This window comes from Sphingobium phenoxybenzoativorans (assembly GCF_001757355.1).
In the GTDB taxonomy this organism is placed as follows: domain Bacteria; phylum Pseudomonadota; class Alphaproteobacteria; order Sphingomonadales; family Sphingomonadaceae; genus Sphingobium; species Sphingobium phenoxybenzoativorans.
In genome coordinates this window covers 1-21,543 of record NZ_MINO01000012.1, presented here as the reverse complement: position 1 = coordinate 21,543, position 21,543 = coordinate 1, and the positions used below count along the sequence as shown (strand labels likewise).

18 protein-coding genes and 1 pseudogene are annotated in these 21,543 nt (G+C 61.2%); 14 read left to right on the top strand and 5 right to left on the bottom strand.

What is annotated here, in order from left to right; genetic code table 11:
• The first annotated feature begins 9 nt into the window (after window positions 1-9).
• From bla to BHQ40_RS08580, 4 genes are all read left to right on the top strand, one after another.
• Window positions 10-1,104, top strand: a complete 1,095-nt coding sequence (bla, locus tag BHQ40_RS08595; protein WP_354321010.1) for a class A beta-lactamase — start codon at window positions 10-12, stop codon at window positions 1,102-1,104.
• A gap of 208 nt (window positions 1,105-1,312) precedes the next feature.
• Window positions 1,313-2,059, top strand: a complete 747-nt coding sequence (locus BHQ40_RS08590; RefSeq protein ID WP_253183298.1) for a hypothetical protein — start codon at window positions 1,313-1,315, stop codon at window positions 2,057-2,059.
• 516 nt (window positions 2,060-2,575) lie between these two features.
• Complete coding sequence (dksA, locus tag BHQ40_RS08585; protein ID WP_070154886.1) at window positions 2,576-3,040, top strand: RNA polymerase-binding protein DksA; 465 nt, start codon at window positions 2,576-2,578, stop codon at window positions 3,038-3,040.
• A gap of 167 nt (window positions 3,041-3,207) precedes the next feature.
• On the top strand, window positions 3,208-3,582 hold the full coding sequence (locus BHQ40_RS08580) for a PilZ domain-containing protein (protein ID WP_070154885.1): 375 nt from the start codon (window positions 3,208-3,210) through the stop codon (window positions 3,580-3,582).
• A 68-nt stretch (window positions 3,583-3,650) separates the two neighbouring features.
• Here the strand turns inward: BHQ40_RS08580 and BHQ40_RS08575 are convergent, their stop codons facing one another.
• Window positions 3,651-3,806: a YdcH family protein gene (locus BHQ40_RS08575; RefSeq protein ID WP_070154883.1), complete on the bottom strand. Its 156-nt coding sequence runs from the start codon at window positions 3,804-3,806 to the stop codon at window positions 3,651-3,653.
• A 196-nt stretch (window positions 3,807-4,002) separates the two neighbouring features.
• On the opposite strand from BHQ40_RS08575, the gene BHQ40_RS08570 reads away from it, so the two are divergent.
• The 6 genes from BHQ40_RS08570 (at window position 4,003) to BHQ40_RS08545 (ending at window position 13,940) form a co-directional block, all read left to right on the top strand.
• On the top strand, window positions 4,003-4,200 hold the full coding sequence (locus BHQ40_RS08570) for a YdcH family protein (protein ID WP_070154881.1): 198 nt from the start codon (window positions 4,003-4,005) through the stop codon (window positions 4,198-4,200).
• A gap of 105 nt (window positions 4,201-4,305) precedes the next feature.
• Entirely contained in the window at window positions 4,306-4,770 is a 465-nt protein-coding gene (locus BHQ40_RS08565) for a DUF1465 family protein (RefSeq protein WP_070154879.1), read from the top strand.
• Window positions 4,771-4,953: 183 nt separating this feature from the next.
• Window positions 4,954-6,921: an autotransporter assembly complex protein TamA gene (locus BHQ40_RS08560; protein ID WP_253183296.1), complete on the top strand. Its 1,968-nt coding sequence runs from the start codon at window positions 4,954-4,956 to the stop codon at window positions 6,919-6,921.
• The gene (locus BHQ40_RS08555) at window positions 6,921-11,087 is read left to right on the top strand and encodes a translocation/assembly module TamB domain-containing protein (RefSeq protein ID WP_070154877.1); all 4,167 of its coding nucleotides are present in this window, start codon (window positions 6,921-6,923) and stop codon (window positions 11,085-11,087) included. Before BHQ40_RS08560 ends, BHQ40_RS08555 begins: the two co-directional genes overlap by 1 nt.
• A gap of 1 nt (window position 11,088) precedes the next feature.
• On the top strand, window positions 11,089-12,480 hold the full coding sequence (locus tag BHQ40_RS08550; protein WP_070154875.1) for an L-serine ammonia-lyase: 1,392 nt from the start codon (window positions 11,089-11,091) through the stop codon (window positions 12,478-12,480).
• 32 nt (window positions 12,481-12,512) lie between these two features.
• Complete coding sequence (locus tag BHQ40_RS08545) at window positions 12,513-13,940, top strand: amidase (protein ID WP_083276794.1); 1,428 nt, start codon at window positions 12,513-12,515, stop codon at window positions 13,938-13,940.
• Here BHQ40_RS08545 and BHQ40_RS26490 read toward each other — a convergent pair.
• Together BHQ40_RS26490 and BHQ40_RS08535 are read right to left on the bottom strand one after the other, a co-directional pair.
• Entirely contained in the window at window positions 13,937-16,768 is a 2,832-nt protein-coding gene (locus BHQ40_RS26490) for a TonB-dependent receptor (protein WP_070154871.1), read from the bottom strand. The genes BHQ40_RS08545 and BHQ40_RS26490 overlap by 4 nt on opposite strands.
• A 610-nt stretch (window positions 16,769-17,378) precedes the next feature.
• Window positions 17,379-17,696 carry a hypothetical protein gene (locus BHQ40_RS08535; RefSeq protein ID WP_070154870.1) on the bottom strand — a complete coding sequence of 106 codons (318 nt, stop codon included), beginning with the start codon at window positions 17,694-17,696 and terminating at the stop codon, window positions 17,379-17,381.
• A gap of 66 nt (window positions 17,697-17,762) precedes the next feature.
• Here BHQ40_RS08535 and BHQ40_RS08530 point away from each other — a divergent pair, with 66 nt between their 5' ends.
• The gene (locus BHQ40_RS08530) at window positions 17,763-18,014 is read left to right on the top strand and encodes a hypothetical protein (RefSeq protein ID WP_070154868.1); all 252 of its coding nucleotides are present in this window, start codon (window positions 17,763-17,765) and stop codon (window positions 18,012-18,014) included.
• A 36-nt stretch (window positions 18,015-18,050) separates the two neighbouring features.
• Window positions 18,051-18,245, top strand: a complete 195-nt coding sequence (locus BHQ40_RS08525; RefSeq protein WP_070154866.1) for a hypothetical protein — start codon at window positions 18,051-18,053, stop codon at window positions 18,243-18,245.
• Between the two features lie 136 nt (window positions 18,246-18,381).
• Here the strand turns inward: BHQ40_RS08525 and glnA are convergent, their stop codons facing one another.
• Entirely contained in the window at window positions 18,382-19,794 is a 1,413-nt protein-coding gene (glnA, locus tag BHQ40_RS08520) for a type I glutamate--ammonia ligase (protein WP_070154864.1), read from the bottom strand.
• Window positions 19,795-19,886: 92 nt separating this feature from the next.
• Complete coding sequence (locus BHQ40_RS08515) at window positions 19,887-20,225, bottom strand: P-II family nitrogen regulator (protein ID WP_070154862.1); 339 nt, start codon at window positions 20,223-20,225, stop codon at window positions 19,887-19,889.
• 285 nt (window positions 20,226-20,510) lie between these two features.
• Between BHQ40_RS08515 and BHQ40_RS08510 the strand changes: the two genes are divergently transcribed.
• Entirely contained in the window at window positions 20,511-20,876 is a 366-nt protein-coding gene (locus tag BHQ40_RS08510; RefSeq protein WP_070155025.1) for a winged helix-turn-helix domain-containing protein, read from the top strand.
• Between the two features lie 473 nt (window positions 20,877-21,349).
• Window positions 21,350-21,487, top strand: a pseudogene (locus BHQ40_RS08500) (IS5/IS1182 family transposase); the annotation flags it as partial.
• Between the last annotated feature and the right edge of the window lie 56 nt (window positions 21,488-21,543).

The following is a 21,543-nucleotide window of genomic DNA, read 5'->3' as shown; positions in this document are numbered from 1 at the left end:
AAGTCAACCATGGTCGCGCTTACTGGCCGGAAAGGGCTTGCCTGCAGACTTTTATTGCTCGACTGTCCGGCCATGCTTCTTTTCCGCTCCGGTTCGGCATTCCTGCTTTCGCTGATGCTGGCAGTGTCTCCGCTGCCGACGGCATTCGCGATAGGACCGGCGAACGCGCCCGCCCCGCATATGAGCGCGGAAGACAGCCTGCGCGCCGAATTTGCCCGCTTCGCCGCGATGACCGACGGCACGGTCGGCATTGCCGTACGCCGGATCGGCGACGATCATGCGGTGATGCTGAATGGTAACACGCTGTTCCCGATGGCGAGCACTTACAAGGTCGCTGTCGCAGGCGCGATCCTTGCCCAGGTGGACAGGGGGCGGGTGACGCTGGACACCATGATCCCCGTCGATCGGAGCATGATGGTGTCGGATGGCATCGCGGACATGATGCCGCATCCCGGCCTTTCCTTGTCCGTCTACAATCTTCTCGAACTGATGCTGACGCGCAGCGACAACAGCGCGACTGATGTGCTGGTGAAGCAGGCTGGCGGTCCGCAGGCGATCACCGGATGGCTCCGTTCAGTCGGCATTCGCGATCAACGGGTGGACGGGAATACGGCCCAGCTTCTCTACCGCGCCATGGGCATTTCCCCGGCGGGCGGCAGCTTCGCGCGCAATGTGGACATGGCGCTGGAGACTGATCCGGTTCTGCGCGAACGCGACGCGCGGGATTTGCCCAACCTGGCCTTCGCCGCAGACCCGCGCGACACCTCCACCCCGGAGGCGATGCTCGATCTGCTGACGAGGATCGCGCAGGGCAGGGCGTTGAAGCCGGATACGACACGCACTCTGCTCGATATCATGGCGCGGTGCCATACCGGCCAGAACAGGCTGAAAGCTTTATTGCCGCCGGGGACGCCGGTTGCGCACAAGACCGGAACGCTGAACGGTCTCGCCAATGATGTGGGTGTTGTAACCCTGCCGGATGGTTCTGCGATGGCAATCGCTGTCTTTGTTATGAAGGACAGCAAGGGCAGGGACGTCCGTGACCGCATCATGGCGGAGGCTGCTCGCGCAGCGCACGACTATTATCTTTTTTCAAAGGTCTGACGCGGCCGGGATATGGAAAGGGCGGGCCCTCCCCCGAAGGCCCGCCCTTGCATCCGCGCCCGGCAAGGGCTGCGGATGATTGGACTGCAGTCAGGCTGCGTCCGAAACCGTGTCGTCCGCCTTTGCCTTAGCAGCGAAGCGGCGGCGAGCGACCAAAGCCGCCGCGGCAGCACCGAATAGCAGGATCATTGGCGGCGCGGGAACGTCTGTGCCGCCGCTGCTGCTGCTCGATCCACCGGAGGAGGAGCTGCTAGACGAAGAACTGCTGGAGCTGCTGCCTGAACTGCTCGACGTAGTGGTGCCGAAGCTGGAGGAGCCCGTCGACGTGCTCGACGACCCGCTGCTGCCGGTCGAGGATGACGATCCTGTCGATCCGCCATTGCTGGTCGTGCCACCGGAGCTGCTCGACGAGGATGATGAGGACGATGAAGAACTGGATGAGGATGAGCTGGACGAGGAGGACGTGCTGCTCACGCCGGACGATGTGCTGACATTGCCCGAAGATGTCGATACGCCGCCCGTAGACGTGGATACGCCACCGGTAGAGGTTGAAGTCGACACGCCGCCGGTGGAGGTCGAAACGCCCCCTGTAGATGTGGAAACACCGCCTGTGGATGTCGACACGCCGCCAGTTGAGGTGGACACGCCGCTGGAGGTGCTTGTCGATCCGGTAGAACTGCTGGTCGAGGAAACCACGACGCTTCCGCCGCTACCGCCGCCGCTTCCGCCAAAGAAACCGCCGAAAAATCCGCTCGACCCGCCGCCGAAGCCGCCGCTGCCGCCCATCACGACAGGAACCGGCCCGCCGCCGGACACGATCGAAGGTCCAGCGGCCAGCGGTGCGACGGGAGCCATCGGCATTGGCGGAACGGGCTGCCCGGCGACTGTGACGACGGCGGGCGTGCAGGACGTGACTGTCCGCACCGTCTTGCGCTTCACGGTCCGCGCAACATGACGCGGCTTGGCATAGGCTTTCTTCGTCTGCTTGACGACCGCAGGACGCGGCGATTCAGCGACATGGACCGCGCCGCCACCGATGATTGCTCCACCACATGCACATGCGCAGAGTTTCGCCATAGCCATTCTAACCGACATATCCGACACTCTTGTTATCACCCCGTCCAACGCCTGGTCCTTGGCGCGCGGAGGCATCTATTAGGGTCAGAAACGCAAAAGACGGGTTAACTGCAACCATATTAACCCTGAATGTGCGTGCCGGATCGGGAAACATTGAACAGTCCGATCAACGAATATGGTTAATGTTCCGCGCCGGGACGCGGTGATTGGCAAAGGTAAACAGGGGGTTGGCTGCGGGCCGTTATGCCGACTTATCCCCAGCCATCGTTAACGGTCTTGCCGTTGCAGTTATTGAACGCTTGTGTCGCCCTATGCCGCTGGCTATAGGCCCGCTCAATCAGCAGTATCGGTCGGCAGGACGATCCACCTGCCGCCCCTCGTTTCGGAGAGCCAGATGGCAACGGTCCAAAGCCCTGACAAGGGCGGAGTCCCTCCTTCGAAGGCAGCCATAGATTTGCCCGATGATTACCGACCCTCGGCCGACGAGGAGTTCATGAACCCCCGGCAGCTCGAATATTTCCGCCAGCGCCTTCTGGCCTGGAAGAAGCAAATTCTGAGCGAAGCCGAAGGCACTCTGGCTGTTCTCCAGAATGAGCCTTTGCGGGAGCCGGACCTGAATGACCGGGCGTCGAGCGAGACGGACTGGTCGATCGAACTGCGCACCCGCGACCGCCAGCGCAAACTTATCTCGAAAATCGACTCGGCGCTTCGCCGCATCGATGACGGGGAATATGGCTATTGCGAGGTAACCGGTGAGCCGATCTCGCTCGGAAGGCTGGAAGCCCGGCCGATCGCCACTATGACGGTCGAGGCGCAGGAACGTCATGAGCGTCAGGAAAAAGTCTCACGCGACGATTAACGCCATATTCGGCAAGCCGCTGAATAATCCGTACAATTCGATACCGCTCCGCGCAACTCCGGTCAGCGGCGTGATGATCGGGCGGAGAATCTTGTCTAGTTAACGGTTTTTCCATGCTTTTCTGACAGTCCCGATCGGACGGTGGAACACCCTATCGGGCAGAAATCATGGGAACGGAATTGGAAGATTCGGACGAAAGAGGCCCGGCGCGTATCGCGCCGCGCGACAGCCTGTTTCTGCTGACCTCGCTCACCACCTTGCAGGGCGCTTCGCTGGGCAAGGCGCGCATCCGTAATCTTTCGGCGACCGGCATGATGGCCGATTGCGAAGCCGCGCTGGCCAAAGGGCAGCAGGTTATTATGGATCTGCGCGGCGTGGGTCAGGTGTTTGGCAAGATCGCCTGGACCCGCAATGACCGGGTCGGCATTGTCTTTGATCAGGCCATAGATCCGCAATTGGCGCGTAAACCGGTGGCCGAGGGCCGCGGGTCGCATAAAATGCCGGATTATCTTCGTATGACAGGAAAGACCCTGCGCCGCTAGGCGGTTATGGGCCGGAAATTACGCGCCCAGGCGGAGCAATTGCCCCGCCGGACGCGATCGGGATGCGCCTAACGCGGACGCATCTCCTCTTTTAGCCGCAACTTCTGCTTCTTCAGGGTGGCAACCAGAACGGCGTCGGGCATTGGCCGACTCACTTCCGCCTTGATTCGGGCGTCGAGGCCCGCATGCTTTGCCTGCAGTGCTGAGATGTGGCTTGCTTCCATGACAATCTCCTTGCTTGAGGGGTCTGGATAATCGAGTAGATCACGAATTTTAGAGTCTGTCTTTAGGCGAATCGCGGTTTGCGATATTTGCAATCGTGGCTGCGATGATCCGCTTTGCGGATATTGCGCTGCGCAGGAGTTTTGTAAGCGGCGCAAGGGCGGCCGATTGCGGGACCGAGGTTGAGATGGCGGGGTAATGACCACTGAAGACATCATGCGCCGTCTGGAAATCCTCCGGGTGGAACATCGCGATCTGGACAGCGCCATCATGGCGTTGTCGGACAGCGGGACCAGCGACCAGCTTCAACTCGCCCGCTTAAAGAAGCGTAAACTGCTTCTGCGCGATGAAATCGCCATGCTTGAGGACCATCTGGTCCCCGATATCATCGCCTGATCCCATTATCGTTGATGTGCCGATCCGGGACGCTTTCGTAACCGCTCTGTAACAAGAAGATTAACGCGACTGACAGCGCCGCGTCGCTGTGGCAGCGTTTTTCTCATGCCATTTTCGGGACATATGAATCGCGGCCTGCATGGTCGCCTGGTCAACAGCCTGTATATCGAAGCCATGGTCATGGCGGACGAAGCGCGCGCATATTTTTCCGCGCAGGGCGATGCCGATCGCGATGAACTGGCGGTCCCCGCCCGGATCGGATTTTCCTGCGAGTCTCTGAAAGTGACCACCCGGCTTATGCATGTGATCGCCTGGTTGATGGCGCAACGCGGCTGGCAACGCGGCGAAATAGGGGAGCATGCCCTTGCCGATCCGAAATATCTGCTCGGCGAAGCTGCTCCGACAGATGCAGCCGTTCTGGCCGATTTTCCTTTCGCCGCCCGCGCTTTGATCGAAGGAAGCGCCGACCTCTATGATCGCGTTGCCCGCCTTCAGGCGATGATGCAGGGGGAGCGCGATGCGGCGGAGGGCGCCCGCGCGCTTATGGACCGGCTGGAGCAGGCCTTCTGACAAGCATGCCTATGGCCTCGGCTGGCCGCAAAAAAGCGATGATTGTGTAGCTTCTGCACTGGCGTCTTGAGGGGTATGTGGTCTAGATATCGCCGGATGTCCTTAAGCCCGCGGTTTCTTCGCCATCGCGCGCGCTATTCCCGCTTTGTCCGATCCATTTTGCTGGCTGTGGCGCTTCTTCCCATGGGGGTTGTGGCGCAGGATCAAATTGTGCCGGACACAGAGACGCCGCTCGCCAATGAACCGGGAATTGGCGTTGATTGGCCTGACATGGGAGAAGCGGACACGGTATCGCCTATCGAACCCGAACCAGGCGATGCCCAGCCCGAAGCCGTAGTTGATCAGGCGGCCGCCCCTGGGCAGGAACCGGGGGATATGGCGGAGGACCAGCCGGACGCGCAGTCCGCCGGCCGCTCCGACGGAATGGCGGAGCAGCGCTACACCACCGTCCTCAATGGCCTGGATGCCATTCTGAACGACCAGTTTCGCACGCGCTTCAATGAACTTTCCGTATTGAAGCAGGGCGAAGGGAAGCCGGCGAATGTTGCTCAGATCAATCGGCGGATAAAAGAGGACAGTGATCTTCTGGACCGGCTGTTACGGGCCAAAGGCTATTATGATGCGCGCATTCGCGGCAGCATCCGCGCGCCGGTCGATGGCAAGCTCCGCGCTGTGTTCGAGATTACGCCTGGAACGCAATATTTACTAGCTTCGGTAGATTTGTCGGGGCTGGAGGCTGCAGGCGATCGCGCCGATATTCTTCGCGCTGCCTTCCCGGTGAAAGCCGATGATCCGGTCGATGCCGACAATATCGTAATGGCTCAGGGCGCGCTGACACATGCGCTCGGTGAGAATGGGTTCCCCTTCGCCAAGGTGGAGGAACCGGTCGTTCGCATCGACCATGAAGCGCGCAAGGGTGATCTCGACATGATCATTGCGACCGGTGGTTACCGCACTTTCGGCCATATTCTGGTCAAGGATGATTCCCTGTTCAGCGCCCGGCATATTCAGCGGATCGCGCGTTTCGACCCCGGCGACACGTATATGGCGTCGGATGTTGAGGATCTGCGCAAGGCGATTATCGCCACCGGGCTGGTCTCCTCCGCCACGCTGACGCCTCAGGATGCGGGGGATGGTGAGCATGTCGATGTCGCGATTGACGTGTCGCCTGCGCCATTCCGTACGATTGCGGGTGAATTTGGCTATGGCACGGGCGAAGGCGTGAGGGTTGAGGGTAACTGGCAGCATCGCAACTTCTTCCCGCCGGAGGGCGCGGTGCTCGTGCGCGGCGTAGTGGGCACGCAGGAGCAGCTTGCGTCATTTACGTTCCGCCGGAACAATTTCCGCCGCCGGGATCAGGTGTTCACTGCGCTACTTTCCGCGGCCAATACCAATCGTGACGCCTATGCCGCGCGGACGCTTACTTTGTCCGGCACGCTGGAGCGCCAGACCAACATCATTTTTCAGAAAAAGTGGGTCTGGAGCATTGGCGCAGAACTGGTTGCGTCGGACGAGCGGGACAGTTTTAGCCGTATTGCGGGCGGCGGCCGCCGCACTTTCCTTATCGGCGCCCTGCCGGCCAACCTGACGTATGACGGCAGCGATGACCTCCTGAATCCATCCACCGGGTTTCGGCTGGGCGGGCGGGTCAGCCCAGAGCTGTCTTTCCAGAACAGCACTTTCGGCTACGTCCGCGCGCAACTCGACGGCAGCGTCTATCAGCCTGTCGGTGACCGGGTTGTAATGGCTGCACGCGCCCGGTTCGGCAGCATCTTCGGGTCCAGCGTTCGCCGGATCGCGCCATCCCGCCGCTTCTATGCTGGCGGCGGCGGTTCAGTGCGCGGCTATGGCTATCAGGATATTGGTCCGCGTGACGCCAATAATGATCCGATCGGTGGCAAAAGTCTGGCGGAATTTTCCTTGGAATCCCGAATCCGTTTCGGAAATTTCGGTGTCGTGCCTTTTGTCGATGCGGGCAATATCTCCACCCAGTTCCTGCCGGACTTCCGCGACCTGCGGATCGGCGCTGGCGTAGGCGTCCGCTATTACAGCAGCTTCGGACCAATCCGGGTTGATGTGGGAACGCCCATCAACCCGCAACGGGGCGATCCGCGCGTTGCTGTCTATGTCTCGCTGGGGCAGGCCTTCTGATGGTGGATGAGGCTGCCATCGAAACGCCGACGCCGCGCAGCCGGATCGGCTGGCAGCAATGGCTGTTCGGTGCGCTTCTCGCTGTGGTACTGATCGTCGCGGGGGCGATGCTTTGGCTCGACACAACTTCCGGCCATCGTTTCCTTGCCGGGCGGATCGCCCGGATTTCGCCGCAATCCGGCCTGCGGATAGAGGTCAGCGGTATTGATGGCAGCATTTACAGCAAAGCGGTGCTGCGCGACCTGCGTTTGTCCGACCCGACCGGAGCCTTTTTCACCGCGCCGCGCGTTCAACTCGACTGGTGGCCCTTCGCCTGGTTTTACAATCGCCTGGACATTGACCGGCTCATCATTCCTTCGGCCACCCTGCACAAATTGCCGAAGCTGAGGCCCACAGGCAGAGAGGGGCCGATCCTCCCGGATTTCGATATCCGCATGATGGAGTTTTCGGTCGGCAGGCTTGTCATCGAAAAGCCGATCGCAGGGCAGCGTCGCGTGGCGACATTGCGGGGGGATGCCGACATACGGTCCGGCCGCGCCGTTATAGACCTTTCGGTCCGTGTTCTGGACGGGGCGGATGTGATGCTCCTGTCGCTGGATAGCAGGCCGGATGATGACAAGTTTGATGTCGATATCACCATGAATGCGCCAAAGGGCGGCGTGCTGGCGGCTATGGGCGGCCTGCGTCAGGACGCGAATCTGCGGGTGAGAGGCAAGGGTAGCTGGACCGAATGGCGGGGTGGGCTGATCGCGACGCTCGACCGCAAATCCGCAGCAGCGATGCGTATTGTCGCCCGGCGCGGCTTTTATACCCTGACCGGCAATGTCGAGGGCGCGGCGATTGCAGGCAATGGTCTTGTTCAGCGCATGACAGCGCCGCAACTCCTGCTCTCGGCAAAGGGCACGTTCGAAAATCGCCTTATCAAAGGTTCGTTGACGGCCAGTTCGGCGTCCATGACGATGACTGCAGATGGTGGCATCGATCTGGCGCGCAATGCGTTCGACAATCTGCTGCTCAACCTGCGGCTTGATCGCCCTCAAGCCCTGCTCAAAAATATGACCGGGCGCGACGTGATTGGCCGTGCGCGGTTGGATGGTGCGTTCGCAAGCCCCGGTTTCGAATATATCCTGTCCGCTCGCCAACTCATATTCGGCAAGACGGCGCTCAGCGATGTGCGCGCGGCGGGCAAGGGCAGGAAAGCCACCGGCGCTCCTCTGGTCCTGCCGCTCAGTCTCTCGGCGCGACGGCTTGACGGCCAGGGAGATATTGTTGCGTCGATCCTGCGGAACTTCCGGCTGGACGGTACGCTCCAGATTCAGGGCCAGCGGATCGTCAGCAATCCGATGCGGGTGCGCGCCGATAAGCTGAATGGCGAAATAGTCGCTCTCGCCGACCTGAAAAGCGGCCGTTACGATGTCGGCCTGACCGGAGATATTCGCGGCTTGGTCATCCCCGGCCTTGGCATTGTCGACGTCCGGTCCAAGGTGCAGGCGGTGCCCGGCATAAAAGGCGCTTTCACGCTGAAGGGGCAGGCACAGGCCAATATGCGCCGTCTGGACAATAGTTTCTTCCGGACGTTGGGCGGTGGCTTGCCGCGCTTGCGCTCCGGCCTTTCACTGGGGCCGGATGGACGGCTGCTGCTATCGGGTCTCAAGCTCGATACGCCGCTGCTCACCCTTTCCGCCAACGGGTATCGCCGGCCCGACGGCACTTTCCATTTCGACGGTAAAGGCGCGCATAAAACCTATGGTCCACTGGATTTGAAGCTGGAAGGCAAGATCGACCGGCCGGAAGTGGATCTGCTTCTCGCCCGCCCGTTTGATCCCGGCGGCCTGAAAGATGTGAAGCTTTATCTGGATCCGACAACGACTGGCTATGATTTCACGGTCCAGGGCGGATCGGTGCTGGGGCCGTTTACGGGGGATGGCCGCATTGATCTGCCACGCGGTGCGGACGCCACCATTGCGGTAGAACGGCTTGCTGTCAGTGGCACGGTCGCGCGGGGCAATATTCATCCGGTGACTGGCGGACTCAACGGCCGGCTGGACATTAGCGGCGCGCTTACGGGCTTTGTCGCGCTTGCACCGGTCAATGGCGTGCAGAAAATCGCGACGGAACTTACCGCCCGCGATGCGCGCTTCGACGGGCCTTTGCCTATTGGAGTTTCGCGAGGAAAGTTGACTGCGACGATCATGCTCGATCCGGCGGGCACGACGATTGATGCGAACGCTGACGCACGGGGACTTCTTGCAGGAACGGTGCGGATCGGACGCCTTACCGGCACGGCAAAGCTTGTGAACGGTTCCGGCACGGCCAACGCTACGCTGATCGGGCAGCGCGGGCGTCAGTTCCGGCTGCAATTCAATGCGGATGTTGCGCCGGAGAAAGTGCGTATCGCTATGACCGGCATGCTGGATCGCAAGCCGATCACGCTGACGGTCCCCGCAGTCCTTACACAAACGGAGGATGGCTGGCGGCTCTCGCCCGCGACAGTCAGCTATATGGGCGGCACTGCGCAATTTGCCGGTCGCATGGGTGGGGAAACGACACAGATTGAGGCAAGACTGCAACGGCTTCCGCTCTCGCTTCTGGATATTGCGAAGGATGAACTTGGCCTTGGCGGCACCGCGACCGGTACCCTTAGTTTCCTCAAACCTCGCGAGGGTGCGCCGACCGGCAAGGCGGATTTGCGCATCCGCGGCCTTTCGCGATCGGGCCTGGCGCTCAGCTCCAAGCCGATTGATCTCGGCCTCAATGCGGCGCTAACCGCCGAACGTCTCGGCGCACGCGCCGTGGTGGTGAGTGAGGGCAAAACCATTGGTCGCGCGCAAGCGTTGATCAGCCCGCTGGGGTCCGGCGACCTTGCGACGCGTCTTCGCACTGCGCCGCTCTTTGCCCAGCTCCGCTATAATGGCACGGCCGATACGCTTTGGCGTCTGACCGGGGTGGAGATTATCGATCTTAGCGGACCGGCGGCGGTGAGTGCAGACGTGCATGGCACCTTGGACAATCCGGTCATTTCCGGTTCGCTTTCCAGCACCAACGCAGTCATAGACAGCCCGGTGACGGGTATGCACCTGACCAATGTGAAGGCGCAGGGCCGTTTCAACGGGTCTCAACTCGTCATTTCCAACCTGTCCGGCACAGCGAAAGGCGGCGGGACAGTTACGGGCAGCGGCCGTTTCGAATTCAGCGCACAGGGCGTTGGCATCGACCTCGCTATGCAGGCGGATAACGCATCTCTGCTGGAACGTGATGATATCGCCGCCACTGTCACCGGGCCGATCACGATCAAGTCAAATGGTAATGGAGGCACCATTGGCGGTGATCTGGATCTGATCCGCAGTCGCTTCACAATGGGTCGCGCGGCGGCCGTGGCCCAGATTCCAGAACTGCGCGTGATCGAGGTTGACCGGCGGGGGACGGAGTTTGAGCGGGAAGCGCCCGCGGCACCATGGAATCTCGACATTCACGCACGCGCGCGCAACCGGCTGACGGTGACGGGGCTTGGTCTCGACAGTGAATGGCGTGCCGATCTGCAACTGGGCGGGACGGTGGTCAATCCCGCCATCAAGGGCACAGCGCAGCTTGTGCGGGGCGGCTATGAATTTGCGGGCCGCCGTTTTGATCTGACCGAAGGCATGATCCGCTTTGACGGATCGACGCCAGTCAACCCGACGCTGGACATCGAGGCGGAGGCGGACGTCAACGACATTAGCGCCACCATAAAGGTGACTGGCACTGGCCTTGCGCCACAAATCAGCTTCACCAGCATCCCTGCGCTGCCGGAGGATGAATTATTGTCGCGCATCCTGTTCGGCAGTTCGATAACGGATCTCTCCGCGCCGGAGGCATTGCAATTGGCATCTGCGGTGGCGGCGCTGCAGAGCGGAGGCGGCGGGCTTGATCCGATCAATGCTGTGCGCAAGGCTACCGGCCTCGACCGCCTGCGCATCCTCCCCGCCGATCCGACAGTCGGACAGGGAACCTCGGTCGCCGCAGGCAAATATCTGACGCGAAAAACCTATGTCGAACTGATTACGGATGGGCAGGGCTATTCCGCAACCCGTATCGAATATCAGGTTACTCGCTGGCTTTCCCTGCTGGCCAGTGTTTCCACCATCGGGCGGCAAAGCGCCAACGTCCGCGTTTCAAAGGATTATTGATATGGCCGGCGCCCGCCAGCGTCTGCGGATAGACGCAACTGCTGCAATCAGCGTAACGGACCTGTTCACGATCGGCATCGGCCCATCCAGTTCGCATACAGTCGGGCCGATGCGCGCGGCGCGCATGTTCATGGAAAGCCTGCCGTCTCAGCCGGAGCGCATTTCCTGTGAATTGTTCGGGTCTCTCGCCCTCACCGGCCGCGGCCACGCGACGGACAAGGCTATCCTACTCGGCTTGTCAGGAGAGCGGCCGGAAACCGTCGATCCTGATGCGGTCGAGATATTGGTGGATCGTATCCGTTCCTTCCATGCGCTCACCTTCGACGACTGGACGATCCCGTTTGAAGGGGATCGCGATCTCCTCTTTCGGATGGGTGAGTTTCTTGATGAACATAGCAACGGCATGCGTTTCACGGCATGGCTTGGGGATGGACGGGAGATCAGCCGCGATTATTTCTCGGTAGGCGGCGGGGCTGTGCTCGCGGGTGAGGCAATGGGTTCGGACGGTCCTATTGGTCACAATATCGTCCAGCCTTTTCCTTTTTCGTCCGCTGCCGAGATGTTGGCTCAGGGTGAAGAAACCGGCCTGTCGATCGCGACGCTGGTGATGCGCAACGAAGCCGCTTGGCGGACGCGCGCGGAAACAGAGGCGTTTCTGGATCGGGTTGCCGATGCGATGTCTGCATCGATTGACCGGGGGTTGCGGCAGGAGGGCATTCTGCCTGGCGGCTTGAAGGTTCGGCGGCGCGCCAAGGCCATTCATGCCCGCCTGCGCGCGGGACAGGAAGGGATGCAACCCGCCGCCGTGTTCGAATGGGTCAGCCTGTTTGCGCTCGCGGTGAATGAGGAGAATGCGGCTGGCGGTCGTGTCGTCACAGCGCCCACCAATGGCGCAGCGGGCGTCATCCCGGCGGTGCTTGCCTATTACCGCAAATTCGTGCCCGGCGCGGATCGGGAAGGTGAGCGCACCATCCTGCTTACCGCCGCCGCCATCGGCTTCCTTTACAAGAAACGCGCCTCAATCTCTGCGGCGGAGATGGGCTGTCAGGGGGAGGTCGGCGTTGCTTGCTCCATGGCGGCCGCCGGACTTGCGGCGGTTCTTGGGGGCACCAATCAGCAGGTGGAGAATGCGGCGGAGATAGGCATGGAGCATAATCTCGGCCTCACCTGTGATCCGATCGGCGGCCTTGTTCAGATACCCTGCATCGAACGCAATACGATGGGAGCGGTGAAGGCGATCAACGCCGCCTATCTCGCCCTCCAGGGCGATGGCCGCCATATCGTCAGCCTGGATGCGGTTATAGAGACGATGCGCCAGACCGGAGAGGATATGGCCACGCGCTACAAGGAAACCAGCCTCGGCGGCCTGGCGGTTAATGTGGTGGAGTGCTGAGGCGGAGGATTGGTCAGGCGAGGGGGAAGGGGATGGGCGATGAGACGGGAAAACGGGTCGTCACAAGGCGGGCGGTGTTGCGCGCCGGTGGGGCTGGAGCGTTGTTCGCTGCAACGGGCTGCTCGACCGGGATGCCGCCCGTGACAGCGCCAGCGATCGGAAAGCAGCGCCCGTCGCGAGATAGTCTCGAAGCGTCACTCGCGCGTATAGCCGATCCTGCGGGTGAGGGGGCGCGCGCTTTTCTTACCGTCTATCGCGATGATGCCCGCGGCGCAACCGATGCTGCTGATGCGCGCTTTGCGTCCGGAACCTCTCTCGGCCCCGTCGACGGAACGGTGATCAGCATCAAGGATCTGTTTGATGTCGCGGGCGAAGCGACCCGCGCGGGTTCCCGTATCCTGAGCGATGCGCCGCCAGCGAGGGTGGATGCCGTGGTCGTGCAGCGGCTGCGTCGCGCAGGCGCGGTGATCATCGGCAAGACCAATATGGTGGAATTCGCCTTTTCCGGCATTGGCGTTAACCCGCATTATGGCACGCCGGGCAGCCCGGCAGACCGCCGACGGGTGCCCGGTGGGTCGTCCTCCGGCGCGGGAGTCGCCGTCGCCGATGCAATGTGCGAGATTGCGATTGGTACGGACACTGGCGGCTCGACGCGCATTCCTGCGGCGTTGTGTGGCGTGGTGGGGTTCAAGCCCAGCAAAGCCCGCATCCCGACGGATGGCGCTTTTCCGCTTTCAACAGCGCTGGATTCTATTGGCCCGCTGGCGACCAATGTGGCGCAGTGCGCTCGCGCAGATGCCGTCATAGCAGGGGAAACGCCCTGGGATTTACAGGCGGCCTCTCTCGACGGTGTGCGCTTCGGCGTTATGCAGGGGCTACCGCTCAACGATCTCGACCGGACGGTTGCGGATCGATTCTCGAAGGCCCTTACCGCCCTCGGCCGGGCGAGCGCCAAGCTGTCCGACCTGCGGTTCGCAATCCTGGACGACATGGCCCGTGTGAACTCGCCTGTGCCGCTCGTGTCGGTGGAGGCCTATGCCGTTCACCGGGAGCGGCTTGCTGCGCGAGGACCGGATTTCGATCCTTTCGTGCGCAGCCGGATAGAGACGGCGCGCAGCGTTACCGCAGATTATCATGCTCATATGCTGGAAGAACGGAAGCGGCTGATAAGGGCGATGGACGCCGAGCTTGCAGATATCGATGTGCTTGTTCTCCCGACTACGCCAATTGTCGCGCCGCTGATGGCTGAAGTCGCTGATCCGGACGCTTTCATTGCCCGGAACCGGCTCCTGCTGCGCAATACCGCGATTGCCAATTTCTTCGACCTGTGCGCCATCTCATTGCCTATGCCCCCGGCATCGTCAGGCGACCTGCCAGCCGGTCTGATGCTGGTCGCCCGCAATGGACAGGATCACCGGCTTTTTCAGATCGCCGCAGCGGTCGAGAAACTGTTCGCCTAAAAGAATAATTTGCGGAAGCTGAGCGTCACGGCGCGGCCGATTGGATCAAGATAGCCGGGCTGATAGCGCAATGGCGTCGCGCCCGTCGCATCCGTCACATTGCGGCGGGTGTTGAAGATGTTGGTGATGCCCAGCGAAACGCGCGCGCCGCGCAGGAAGGGATGGTTTTTCACCAACGCCGGCATCTGGCCCAGATTGGCGAACAGGCGCAGGTCGGCGGTGGCGAGGCTGCCGAAATCCAATCGCGAATTGCCGCCCAGCGCGCCATCGACATGCGTGCCGCTCTCCCAATTGACGCTCAGCCGCGCGCCAAGGCCGTTATTCACATAGCCTGCCCGCGCCTCAATCTCATGCCTTGGCTGGCCGCCCGATGATCCGGTGGCGTCGCCGTCCAACAGATCAAGCATCGGCACGCCCGGCGCGATGAGGATCGATTCCGTCAGATGCCAGGTGTGGTAGAGGCTGAGCTGAATGCGCCCGCCGCCCTGACCGCCGCCCGGTCCCCGGCCGCCGCCAAATCCGCCGCCGCCGGGTCCACCGCCACCCGGACCACCACCGCCTGGGCCACGATCGCCGCCGGCGCCTTGACCGGGACCGCCCGGTCCCTGATTGCGCTGGTTATTGTCATCCCGGTTGCCGCCTTCGCCGCCCGGCCGGTCTCCACCGGGACCGCGATTGCCGAACAGCGCGCGCAGGTCCGTCGGGCGTTCTTCAGGCTTCGATCCATTCGCGCGCCATGCTTCGAACTTTTTCTGGATCGCCGACTTGATCGGGATGGAGAGGTCGACGCCCCAGCGCAGTTGTTCGCTTTGCGACCGCAGGAAATTGATGGGCCGGGAATCGATTTGCAGCAACGCTCCATCCTCGTCCCGCATGAAGCGTTGCGGGAAGGCCGCCTCGATCGCTGGAGTGGGCGAGGGGAAGGCGGAAATAGGATTGCTGGTCCGGCTGTTAAGATAGTTGGCGGTCAGTGTCAGGTTGGTTTTCTGCAGCGGCTTGATCGTGACCCCCACCCGGAACTGGTCGCGCACGCTTTCATTCAGGGCTGCGTTGCCACCGGAAATCTGGGTGATGAACACCGTTTCGCCACGAGCATAGTCGAATACCGACACGTTGGGCGTGATGATCGACGGGTCGTTGATCTGCTGTCCGGTCGGCGCGGCGCGGTCCTGACTTGCGGAAACGAGGAATCGGACCTGTGTCACCGGAGTCCAGCGCAGGCCATAACCGAGCGTGGACAGCGTGCCGAAATCCGACAGCTCCTGCACGCCTGCATTGATGTTGACGCCCAGGTCGCCGATCGCGCCAAGAACGTCCCGGCTGCGGCTTGTGATCGGCAGATCGATGCTCGCCTGTCCGCTCACAATCTCGCGGGAATAGCTGGCATTGAACGCTGTCCCTGATCGCATCGAACTGCTGTCGAAGCCATTGGCCGACGCGCCCAAAGTGATCGATGTCGTTGCCGTGCCTGCGGGGAGGTCGAACAGCGACCCGCTGAGCAGCAGGTCACCGACAACGGCGCGATACCGCGATTTTGCCCGATCGGTCAGACGGTCCGACAGCACAGCGTCGGGCAGCGCGCCATAGGGATTGAATGTTCCGTCACCAGCATTCAGCAAGGATTGAGCGGCATTCGGAGAAAATCCGCGATCCGTTCGCGTGCGGGTGTCGGACAGGTCGCCCGCACCGGTGAAGGACCATTGCCACCCCTTCATCAACCCGCCGTTCAGCGTCACGCCAACATGGCCGGTCGTCCCGCGCACCTGCTGCGCCAGCGCGCCGGCCTGATCGAGATAGCGGTAGAGCCGCGTGTCATTGACGAAGGGCGAAAAGGGGCTTCCACCCGGCAGCGTGAGCGCCAGTGACGGCAACCCCTGAAGGGAATCGCTATCGCTCAACTCGATCCTGCCGTTAATCGAGGTCGAGACATTGCCCAGCGCGCGGGCCAGCGTAGCATTGGCGGAAAAGCTCTCCGTCGCGGGGCTGAGCGTGCGATAGCGGCTGACATCGCTTACGCTGGCGCTATTGGCCCCCGCCACAAAATCGCCCAGTGCGGGCGCTGCGTTCGCCGCGCCTCCCGGCACTGGAGCCACCGTCACGGTTTGACCGGCCAGCGCGGAGAGCGACGGATCGATCTCGCCGCCGGTGGTCAATGCAGTGATATTGCCGCCCAGGGCGAATGGACGGGAAGGGGCCGCGGATGTGACGCCCCTCTCACTTTCCAGCAATTGCGCCGCCCGGCTGTATTTCAGATCCAAGGTAAAGCGGTTGTCGCCCCTGATCCGCAATATGCTGCCGTTCAGATTGCCATTCTCCCGCCCGCCATCAGTGGCGATGCCGCCGCGCATATCCGCCAATTCGGCGCGAAATCGCTGGCGCAGGACAATGTTCACGACCTTCTGATTGGGGGAATAGCCATAGCTGAGCGCCACCTGCTCCGGCAGGATATCCACGCGCGCTATGGCTTCCGTCGGCAAGTCCTGGATTTCGGCGAAGGCGGATATGCGCTTCCCGTTCAGCAACACTACGGGGCTTCCGCCCGCGGCGTTGACCTGCGGAGCGAGTTCGCTCAGCAATTCGGACACGGATGTCACGCCGAAGGCGCGGATATCGGCGGGGCTTAGCTGCTGCTCCGGCTTGATATCCCCCATCACCGATCCGCGCTGCCGCTCACCGGTAACGAATATTTCCTCGCCCAGATCGTCCCCCGCCATGTCCTGCGAGGCGCCCGTCGCCATGCGGGGACGGTCGGCATCCTGTGCCAGCACCGCGCCGGGCGCAGTGCCCAGCATCAGGGAAAGGCACAGCGCAGAAGAACGACGAATCATGAAACCCCCAAATGATGTTCAGCCCTGCCCTCCTAGAAATGAACTGTCGCAGAACAGTGGCAGGGCATGGGGCAGTTTGTCGCAAAGTGTAACGGGGATGCGACCGGCCGGAGGGCGAAGTTGCGGAAGTTGCGGGTTGTGAGCGGTTTTGGCCGGGAAATCGCATGTAGGTCGCACAAAGTCGCATGTTGGTCTCACATGTGTCGCACGTACGTCGCATGTAAGTCTCATGTGCGTCGCACTTACGTCGCACTTACGTCTCACATGCGTCTCACTTGCGTCGCATGTACGTCTCACTTGAGTCTCACCCACGTCGCACTTGGGTCGCATGTGCGTCTCATCCACGTCGCAGGTGCGTCTCACCTGAGTCTCATCTGCGTCGCATGTAGGTCTCATGCGCGTCGCACCTGCGTCGCACTGTGTTCGCAGGGGAGCGCCATATGCGCCCCGGTTGCATAGCATCGGAAGCACGGGTTGGATCATCGCCTGGGCGTGGCGCAGGGTATGTGCCTGATGCTGTTCCATGTGCGGAAGTAGAGCATGGACGCCGGGATGTAGGACAGGAATTTGCCCTTCGCCGCCGCTGCCCCACATAGCAGCCGTGTGTCCGTTAACCCCTCCGGCTCCACCAATTTCCCACCAGCGCCACCAGCACCGCGGCGCCGACCGCTACAATCGTCTCCTCGATCGAATGGCGATTCCAGTCCCAGAATTTCAGGCCCTCCAGCACCGGCATATTGGCCCTCAGGCCGTGCCCATAGGCTTCGATCCATCGATATTCATGCTGCGTTATCTCACGGATAATGCAGGCTATGCTTGCCGCGAAGCAGCCCATCCAGAGGGCGGGGGCCGTCGGTATGCGGAGGCGACGTCCCAATGCCCAGCACAGAAATTGTATGGCGATCGCGACGGGAACATGGGCGAACATGTACGGGCCTATATCAGCTCCCGTCGCGGATTGATCCCCATTCCGCATATGGGCTAGGGTTGCGCCATGACCGATATCGCTGCAGCGCTTGAAACCTATGCCCTCGAACGCATTGCGGAAGGCCACACTGTCACGCTGTTCTTTGGATCGCATTCCCTATTGGCGAAGACACTGGCGGTTAGCCCAGACATGCCGGGCATGTTAAGCGGGGAAGGGATGGATGAGACGCAATTCCTCGTCTCCGCCACCGGCCTTGTCGCTGTGCGCGCCAACAAGATTGAAGCTGTGGAATCAACAGTTGGTTTCCGCAAGGGCTGACGCCCGCAAAATTGTCCTCAGACCAAAGAGCGTCTCATGCATATATTGGGCTTGATCATCCTTGGCATTGTATTGGCCGGATTTGTGGCGTTCGGCATTTTCCTGTTTATGGCCCGCCTCGGTCATAAGCGCGCCTGGAAAGAATATATCGAGCAGGACAAGGAACGGCGCGCAAGGCGGGAGCGGGAGGGCGCGATCCCGTCTCCAATCAAACATATGCAGGAAGATTGAGCGGAGGTTTCCGCCACGCCGCGCCGGAACGCTGATCCCGATGGCGGGTCAGGGCACGTTGATCATTAAGCGATAACAAAAAAGACCCGGCTGCCTCGCACAGCCGGGTCTTTCCGTTCAACGTCTGATCAAGGGATCAGCCGCTGTAATACATGTCGAATTCAACCGGCGACGGGGACATTTCCCAACGCGCGACTTCCGGCCACTTCAGTTCCAGATAGGCGTCGATCTGGTCCTTGGTGAACACGCCGCCCTTCAGCAGGAATTCCTGATCGGCTTCTAGGGCGTTCAGCGCCTCGCGGAGCGAACCGCAGACGGTCGGCACCTTGGCCAGTTCCACCGGCGGCAGATCGTACAGATTCTTGTCCATGGCTTCGCCCGGATGAATCTTGTTCTGGATGCCGTCGATGCCGGCCATCAGCAGCGCTGCGGTCGACAGGTAGGAGTTGGCGAGCGGATCGGGGAAGCGGAACTCGACGCGCTTCGCCTTGGTGCCTGCGCCGTAGGGAATACGGCAGGAGGCGGAACGGTTGCGCGCCGAGTAGGCGAGCAGCACGGGGGCTTCATAGCCCGGCACCAGACGCTTGTAGCTGTTGGTGGTCGGGTTGGTGAAGGCGTTCAGCGCCTTGGCGTGCTTGATGACGCCGCCGATGAAGAACAGGCAGGTCTCGGAAAGACCGGCATAGCCGTCGCCAGCGAAGGTGTTGGTGCCCTTGTTCCAGATCGAGATATGCGTGTGCATGCCCGAACCATTGTCGGCCTTGATCGGCTTCGGCATGAAGGTCGCGGTCTTGCCATAGGCCTGCGCAACCATCTTCACGACATATTTGTAGATCTGGATGCGGTCGCAGGTTTCCACCAGCTTGCCGAAGGTCAGGCCCAGCTCATGCTGGCTGCCCGCGACTTCGTGGTGATGCTTGTCCATGGGCAGGCCCATTTCCAGCAGCGTGGTGACCATTTCGGCGCGGATGTCGGTGGTAACGTCGACCGGGCCGACCGGGAAATAGCCGCCCTTGGCGCGCGGACGGTGGCCGAGGTTGCCGCTCTCGTAAGACGTGCCGGTGTTGGTCGGCAGTTCGACGTCGTCCAGCTTGTAATAGCTGGAATTGTAGGTGTTATCGAACTTCACGTCGTCGAACATGAAGAATTCCGGCTCAGGGCCGATATATACGGTGTCGCCCAGGCCGGTCGACTGCAGATAGGCTTCGGCGCGCTTGGCGGTCGAGCGCGGATCGCGCGAATAAAGCGAACCGTCCGAAGGCTCGACGATGTCGCACACCAGGATCATCATCGGCGTGGCGCTGAACGGATCGACATAGACCGCATCCAGATCCGGCTTCAGGATCATGTCGGACTCGTTGATCGCCTTCCAGCCCTCGATCGAGGAACCGTCGAACATCAGGCCGTCGGTCAGTTCATCCTCGCCGATCACGCCCGAACACATGGTCAGGTGATGCCAAACGCCTTTGGGATCGGTGAAACGGACATCGACCCATTCGATCTCCTTTTCCTTGATCATGCTCAGAATGTCTTTGGGCGTGTTCGCCATGAGTAACCCTTCCTTGGTTGTGGCTTATAGAAGCGATTGATTGGCCAATTTTCCGCGGGCCCCCCTTGGCCCATGTGCGAAACCTATAATGATCAGATGGCGTCGTCGTCGCGCTCGCCCGTGCGGATACGCAACGCGGATTCGATCGCGGTGACGAAAATCTTGCCGTCGCCGATACGGCCGGTCTGCGCAGCGGCGGCGATCGCCTCGACCACGCGCTCGGCCAGGCTGTCCTCGACCACAACCTCCAGCTTCACCTTGGGCAGAAAGTCGACGACATATTCAGCGCCCCGGTAGAGTTCGGTATGGCCCTTCTGGCGGCCGAAGCCCTTGGCCTCGGTCACGGTGATGCCAGACACGCCGACTTCGTGAAGGGCTTCCTTCACCTCGTCCAGCTTGAACGGCTTAATGATGGCTTCGATCTTCTTCATTTTGCCTTTTCCAACCCCTCTGGCGCATGGCCCGATGTCCAACCCGGACACCCGTCCGATATAATCCCAAAGGTCATAGACAGGCGCCCCCGCGCTCTGCTGCCTCCGGTTAACAATCAATTACCGTGCCAAATGCCGAATCGCCAGACGAGCTTCGGCGATGCAGCAATTTTTGTCCAGAATGCCCAGAATCCGGGCAATTATCGCACTTCCTGCCTATTTTTTTGGCATGGGCTTATATCCTTTCCGCTCCACAACCGATTTGCTCGAAGCTACACTGCCGGGATGGCGGACGCGGACGAGAATTGGGTGAAGGTCAAGGTGCAAATGATGCACGGCGACGAGATCGCGATGGGGCCGGGAAAGGCCGCATTGCTTGATGCGATCGCCCAGACGGGATCGATCTCCGCGGCCGGCAGAATGCTCGGCATGAGTTACCGGCGGACATGGATGCTGGTCGATGTGATGAACCGTAGCTGGCGGAGCAAGCTGGTGGAGACGCAGGCCGGCGGCGGCGCCGGGCGGGGTGCTCGCCTGACCGAAGATGGTCAGCATGTGCTCAACGCCTTTCGCGCTATCGAGGCTGCGATTGGCGATACCGTCCATGGCCCGCTTCTGGACCGGCTCGACGCCCTGCGCAGGCGCGACTAGACCTTGTCCGATTTTGATTGAATCAAAATCTCGGTCTGGGTTGTGAACTCATAAAATTATGATCGTGAGGTCGGTTGATCGCCACTCGTTCGGAAGAGTGAGACACTGAGGGACGCAGCGATCAGGCCGCCTAATAACGCTCCAAGAGCGGCTCCCGCGGACACCATAAGGATCGCAACCATAGCCATTCCACCAGCATCAATTTCTTTTGGAGCAGCGGGCTGGCGCAAGACGTAGATCGCCGTGTAAATGCCCGCAATGAGAAGGATGGCTGGACCGGGCAAAGTCGTCGTCAATACGACTTTCCGTTTGCTCCAAGCCGGTCTCTGCCAACGGAGCGCGGCTGCTATTGCAGTCACAACGACCAAGTATCCGATGGCGTAGGCCATTTCCGTCTCCGAGCATAACTTTCGAACACAAAGCTACGCGATTCCTATTTCGTCGCAGAGCAAAAAATGATTCCGCATCGGCATGTCGAGCGCTTCTTCTCCAAACTCAAGCACTTCCGCCGTGTCGCCACCCGCTACGATAAGTTGGCAGAGAACTTCCTCGCCATGGTCCAACTCGCCTCAATGCGGCTGTGGCTCCGGACTTATGAGTCTACGGCCTAGTCCTTTGTTATGCCGTGATTTCCGAGCCGCGAAATGTTTCATTTCACTCGAAATCA

Coding starts and splice junctions, on each gene's coding strand:
- bla (WP_354321010.1), top strand. CDS start 10: ATGGTCGCGCTTACTGGCCGGAAAGGGCTTGCCTGCAGACTTTTATTG.
- dksA (WP_070154886.1), top strand. CDS start 2,576: ATGGCAACGGTCCAAAGCCCTGACAAGGGCGGAGTCCCTCCTTCGAAG.
- BHQ40_RS08580 (WP_070154885.1), top strand. CDS start 3,208: ATGGGAACGGAATTGGAAGATTCGGACGAAAGAGGCCCGGCGCGTATC.
- BHQ40_RS08575 (WP_070154883.1), bottom strand. CDS start 3,806: ATGGAAGCAAGCCACATCTCAGCACTGCAGGCAAAGCATGCGGGCCTC.
- BHQ40_RS08570 (WP_070154881.1), top strand. CDS start 4,003: ATGACCACTGAAGACATCATGCGCCGTCTGGAAATCCTCCGGGTGGAA.
- BHQ40_RS08565 (WP_070154879.1), top strand. CDS start 4,306: ATGCCATTTTCGGGACATATGAATCGCGGCCTGCATGGTCGCCTGGTC.
- BHQ40_RS08560 (WP_253183296.1), top strand. CDS start 4,954: ATGGGGGTTGTGGCGCAGGATCAAATTGTGCCGGACACAGAGACGCCG.
- BHQ40_RS08555 (WP_070154877.1), top strand. CDS start 6,921: ATGGTGGATGAGGCTGCCATCGAAACGCCGACGCCGCGCAGCCGGATC.
- BHQ40_RS08550 (WP_070154875.1), top strand. CDS start 11,089: ATGGCCGGCGCCCGCCAGCGTCTGCGGATAGACGCAACTGCTGCAATC.
- BHQ40_RS08545 (WP_083276794.1), top strand. CDS start 12,513: ATGGGCGATGAGACGGGAAAACGGGTCGTCACAAGGCGGGCGGTGTTG.
- BHQ40_RS26490 (WP_070154871.1), bottom strand. CDS start 16,768: ATGATTCGTCGTTCTTCTGCGCTGTGCCTTTCCCTGATGCTGGGCACT.
- BHQ40_RS08535 (WP_070154870.1), bottom strand. CDS start 17,696: ATGTTCGCCCATGTTCCCGTCGCGATCGCCATACAATTTCTGTGCTGG.
- BHQ40_RS08530 (WP_070154868.1), top strand. CDS start 17,763: ATGACCGATATCGCTGCAGCGCTTGAAACCTATGCCCTCGAACGCATT.
- BHQ40_RS08525 (WP_070154866.1), top strand. CDS start 18,051: ATGCATATATTGGGCTTGATCATCCTTGGCATTGTATTGGCCGGATTT.
- glnA (WP_070154864.1), bottom strand. CDS start 19,794: ATGGCGAACACGCCCAAAGACATTCTGAGCATGATCAAGGAAAAGGAG.
- BHQ40_RS08515 (WP_070154862.1), bottom strand. CDS start 20,225: ATGAAGAAGATCGAAGCCATCATTAAGCCGTTCAAGCTGGACGAGGTG.
- BHQ40_RS08510 (WP_070155025.1), top strand. CDS start 20,511: ATGGCGGACGCGGACGAGAATTGGGTGAAGGTCAAGGTGCAAATGATG.